Origin of the sequence: Flavobacterium sp. Arc2, assembly GCF_041431385.1 — a bacterium.
Lineage (GTDB): Bacteria > Bacteroidota > Bacteroidia > Flavobacteriales > Flavobacteriaceae > Flavobacterium.
Window position 1 is genome coordinate 1 of record NZ_JASMRH010000053.1, and the last position, 5,138, is coordinate 5,138.

At 29.7% G+C, this 5,138-nt stretch carries 3 protein-coding genes; all 3 read right to left on the minus strand.

Annotated features, from left to right (window positions below; translation table 11 throughout):
- Positions 1-102: 102 nt before the first annotated feature.
- Positions 103-2,574, minus strand: a complete 2,472-nt coding sequence (locus QO182_RS19315; protein ID WP_371563674.1) for a hypothetical protein — start codon at positions 2,572-2,574, stop codon at positions 103-105.
- A gap of 232 nt (positions 2,575-2,806) precedes the next feature.
- Positions 2,807-4,096, minus strand: a complete 1,290-nt coding sequence (locus QO182_RS19320) for a hypothetical protein (protein WP_371563676.1) — start codon at positions 4,094-4,096, stop codon at positions 2,807-2,809.
- Positions 4,097-4,277: 181 nt separating this feature from the next.
- Positions 4,278-4,934: a hypothetical protein gene (locus tag QO182_RS19325; RefSeq protein ID WP_371563678.1), complete on the minus strand. Its 657-nt coding sequence runs from the start codon at positions 4,932-4,934 to the stop codon at positions 4,278-4,280.
- Positions 4,935-5,138: the final 204 nt, after the last annotated feature.

Here is a 5,138-nt window from a genome sequence, read left to right on the forward strand (position 1 = left end):
TTTATACTCGAAAAATAACCGACATATAACCCTCTTAAAAGTTGTTTATAACTTAATGATGCTTTACATAGGAATGGCTGTTACAGGAAGGTTTTTTATTTATTAGTTATATTCACTTGTATTTCTTTCTTTATTTTGTGAACTCCTTCTGATGATTTGGATTTGATCTTCAACACTTTCTATTAGCTTTTCAGTAAACTTTGGTTCACTTGAATCTAAATTTAAATCCAAAAATTCTTGTTGTTCTAATTCATTTAAATAATGAACAAATCTTCTAGCTCTATTGATTCTTATTTCGATTCGCGACATAAAGTCTCTATTGTAGTAGAATTTCAATTCTTCTTCTGCAGATTTCACAAAATAATTATTCAATTCTTCATTAAATATTCCAGAATCCAAACAGACTAAATCGATATAAGCAAAATTGAATGCTAAATATTCATAGATATAATTACCTAAAGCAGTTAACTTTATATGATCTACTGCTTCGGAATAGTGCTCTAATCTATTACTTGATTCTATTAAACCTTTTTCTAAATATAAATCAATATGATTAATACAGTCATTCTTTGAGTCATATTTTAAATCAAAATTCTGTATTAAAAATTTGGCATCAATAAAGCCATTTGTTCCTTTATCACTGATCCGATTATGAAGAGCATTTAAAATCCTTAAACCTGTAAAATGAGAGCTATCTATATCATTTCTTAACTGATATAAATTAGGGATTTTGCTTTTTCTCTCGTCGTAAAAAAACCGATCTGGAATCATCATGGGTTTAATAACTTGATGAACTTGAAATACCCAATCGCTATGTGGAGCCATTTCATCAATATTTGTGTATCCTGATGTAAGGAAGCCTTTAAAAAACTCAAGTGCTTGTCTTACATCACCATGAGTTGCATATCTTAAAAAGTAACTTAAAGGTGAATTTTTTCTTTTTAACTGATTTTTACAAATATTGAAAAAAGCATTTAAAGTATTTAATTCGTTTAAGTTTTTTATTCCAAATTCTGTATCTAAGTCTGTAGTATATTTTAATTGTTCAAGAATGTAATCAATCCTTTTTATTACTACTTCGGGAATAACTGGAGAAGATAAGTGAAATCCAGGACTCTGGTAAGCATCTAAAACACCTCTAGATTGTGCATCATAATATCTTTCTTCACGCATTGATACAATTACTAAGCACCCTAATTTTTCTGCAATTTCTACAGATGTCAAAAAACAAACATCTTGTAAGTCAGGGGATAACTGATCCATGTTGTCCAGAAAGATAATTAAAGTCTTATTTTTATCTTTCCATTTTATACTTATTTTCTCACAAAATAATTTAATATCATTTGTTTTTTCAAGAACAAATTGTCTTAAAAGAGATTGATATTCAGTATTTGTTTCTTCTAAACCTACTAATATTTGTTTTTTATAAATTTCAAACTCTTCTGAAAATAACTCTAGTAAATCTGCTCTTGTGCCATTTCTTAAATTATTAACATCGATTTCGACTAATATTTTTTTCCATATCTCATCTGTTAATTCAACTCGTGTTTGTGATGATTGCAAAAGGCCAATTAAAGCAATATGTGCATACATTTCAATTTCTCGTGGCTTGATATAGAAAAGAAACCTTTTTAAGAAGGTTGATTTTCCAGCTCCTCTTCCTCCAAACAAAATCATCACATTATGCAGATTTTGTCTTTTTACTGTTTCTGCAATTCTAATACCAAAAGCACCACCAGCTTTATCGTCTGTAAAATCTCTAAAGCCTAAATTTTTGAAATATGGTGTTAATGAATCATGTAAAAAACCTTGAACATCTTTTTGTAAATCATCATATTTACCTTTGTTACTAACGTAGCAACTATTCATGAAATCTGCATCAGTTTCATTTATAGAGCCTAAATATTTTCTTGACAGCGTATTTAAAGGACCTGCATATTTATTACTATTTACAGGTGTATTGTAGGCTGTAATATTATTCTTCGGATAATATATTTCTGGAAAAGTTTTTTTAGAAACCCCAATGTTTTGTCCTAAAGAATCTTTTTGGGTTACACTGTCATAACCAAGGATATTGATAGCATGTGTTAAATCATTTATAAAAAAGTCAATATCATTAATAACATATGCTGATAGTTTTTTCCAAGGTTTGAATGTAGGAGGTAATTTGAAAATTATCCAAACTTTACCATTGCATATTGATGCAAATGGAGCTTGCAAATCTTCTGCATATTCTTTAACTTGAAAAACAGCTTTTTTTATCTCATCATTGGTTAAAAGTGTTTCTAAAAGGATTTTTTGGAAACCTTTCTTTGTATTAGTGCCATTTGGTAACTCAAAATAAATACCGTTTTTTTTACTTTCAAGTATAAGTAGTGGTTTATTGTTTTTTCCTTTTAAAACGTAATCTGCTCTATTACCATTAATGAATTTTTCAACTGAAATAGGATCTTTTGGCCATTTTAATACATCGTTTAAAATTGTATCAATAATTTTAAACCTAGTTTCTGCTTCATTTAGCTCAACATCCGAATACTTTTTTTTTAGGTCTTGTAAAATTTCTATTTCAGTCATTTAATGTTTTTTTATTGAAGCTAATTTAAACAAATATTTAGTGTTTTGATTTCGATTTTTTTTTAGTTACCGTATTTTCCCCATTTTGGGCAAACTTTCCTGTAACGTTTTGCCACTTTGAGATGGCTGGAAGTTCGTAACCGCTCAATTTTCGGCTTAACGAAAACTTGATGCGAAACGGCAATTCCACTAAATTCCAGCTAGCTCAAAATGGCGGTTGGGTGATGTTTTTTTATTTATCAAGTGTTTTCATAATCCACTTTAAACAGACTTCGGAGTCCATGATTGACCAAGAATGTGGATTTTTTGAACCGTCTAATCTAATTCCTTTTCCTTGACTAACAATTACTTTAGCATTTTCATTCCCCATTATCTTTAATTGATTAATCATTGATATTATATCAATACCGTTCCAATCATATAAATCGCGATGTCTTTCGTTAATTAGCCAATCTGTATCCATATCAGTAAACATTAAAAGAGGGATTTCTTTTAAATATTTTGCATTTCCACCCTCATTTGCACCATAAGAGTAAATAGAATTTTCAATATATTTCTCTGGAAATTTATCAGGAGAACCACCATAAATATTGTCGTAATTATTTTTAATCCTTTTTGCTTCATCTACTCCAGCCTGCACTATATTTCTCAGTATTTCTCTTTCACAATATTTATAAAACCTTGCTTTGTCTAATGGAGCATCTAAAGCAAATATTCCTTTAGGAATTAAAAAATGCTTTTCAGGATTTTTAACTGCTTGTTCTGCGTAAGTTAAAGAAAGCATTGCGCCACCCGAAAGCCCGCCGATGATAAACTTATCTTTTGGTATTTTATATGTTGCAACAATTTCATTGAATATTTTGTCAAGAACTGTGAATTCTGCTTCTCGATTATCTGTTCCCCAATTTATTGACGGAACAATTACCATAATTCCTTTTTCAACTGCAATTTTATATAGTGATATTTGTTTTAATGTATTTTCAATAATTTCACCGCCCGACGGTAAAATAACCAACACTCCTTTTATTGCATTTTTTGGCACAAACTTGTAATAAAAAAGTTCTGTTGAATTTCCATCATTTATATATAATTCTGAGGGGTCAGTTTTAGAAACCGAAATTTTCACAACTTCTTTGCCTCCCTTGAAAATCAAGGATAATTCTTTGTCATTTTTTTTCTGCAGTTTTTCAATTAATTTCAGCCATTCCGTTTCAGAATGCAAATTTTCTAGGTCGCTATCTGTTTTTAATTCTTCAAGGTATGTCCAGCCGTTATTAATTGATAATTTTAAATAAAAAAATGCGTTTTCTTTTTCATTTGCTAAAGCGGATGCACAAGCACCATTATATAAATCGTTTGAATTTTTAGATTCAATTTTAAATGCTTTTTTATAGAAATCATTTGATAATTTATATGATTTTGCATTATAACTTGAATCCGCTTTTTTAATTAAATCTTTGTAATTTTGACTGTAAGAAGTGAAAATTGTAGCAAATAATGCTAATAATGTTATTTTTTTCATTTTTAGTTTTTCGTGGTAAAATATCACCCAACGTTTTGCTGCTCTGAGATGGCTGGAAATTCGTAACCGCTCAATTTTCGGCTTAACGAAAACTTGATGCGAAACGGTAATTCCACTAAACTCCAGCTAGCTCAAAACAGCTGTTATGCGGTCGTGCTTCTCTTTCAATACGTGTTTTCGCCTAATGTTTACTTTCATAGTCAGTTTTTATTTTCTGCAAGTCAATGGTAATAATGTCTGTATTCCATTTTTCAACGTCAGCACTTTCAATATATTTATATTTCAATGTCAAAGTGTTATTTTTAGCTGTGGGTTCTTCAAATAAAAACTCTGGAAACATTTGATTAGATTCCATAACCGTCTTTCTAAGTCGTCCTTGAGGAATTAAATAATTAGACTTTGTTTTTGTATCAATATTGTAATAGGTCACTGTGTCTAAAGAATCCGAAGAAAGATATAAAACGTAATTATTAAAATCTATGTCGCTGTAATATATTATTGTTCCAAAAACCTCAATTACATTTCCATTGTCTTTGTCTATGAGTTCAAAATTTATAGGAAAACCGCGTCCTGATGCTTGTCTATTTTCAAATAATAATGTTGTTTTATATTCTTTCACAAATTGATAGCCTAATCGTGCTGTTAGTTCTATTAAGGACTTATCTAAAGAATACATAACTCTTTTTAAACCGCTTTTACTCTCGAACGTTAGCCACGATGAATCACAATTGAATTGTCTATAAAGCTTCGAACCATTTTGAAAACTTGTTGTGTCGCAACTAATAAATTCATTTAAGTTTGGCTTTGATGTGCAACCACAATTTATATTTCCACTCATTTTGGAGGGTTGTTGGGCAATAGTATCAAACGAAAACAATGTTGTAAGAAGTAATATTGATATGATGATTTTGTTTTTCAATTTTTTCTTGTCTGTTAAAGTTTTGGCTGTTAATCCAGCATGCCGCATAACGTCAGTCTGTGAAAAAACCGCCGTTATGTTCTTTCAAATATAATGTATATTTCGAATATTAAAGCAAGAAAA

Bases quoted from the DNA above. Each gene is read 5' to 3' on its own strand.
- QO182_RS19315 (WP_371563674.1), bottom strand. From the start codon at position 2,574: ATGACTGAAATAGAAATTTTACAAGACCTAAAAAAAAAGTATTCGGAT.
- QO182_RS19320 (WP_371563676.1), bottom strand. From the start codon at position 4,096: ATGAAAAAAATAACATTATTAGCATTATTTGCTACAATTTTCACTTCT.
- QO182_RS19325 (WP_371563678.1), bottom strand. From the start codon at position 4,934: ATGAGTGGAAATATAAATTGTGGTTGCACATCAAAGCCAAACTTAAAT.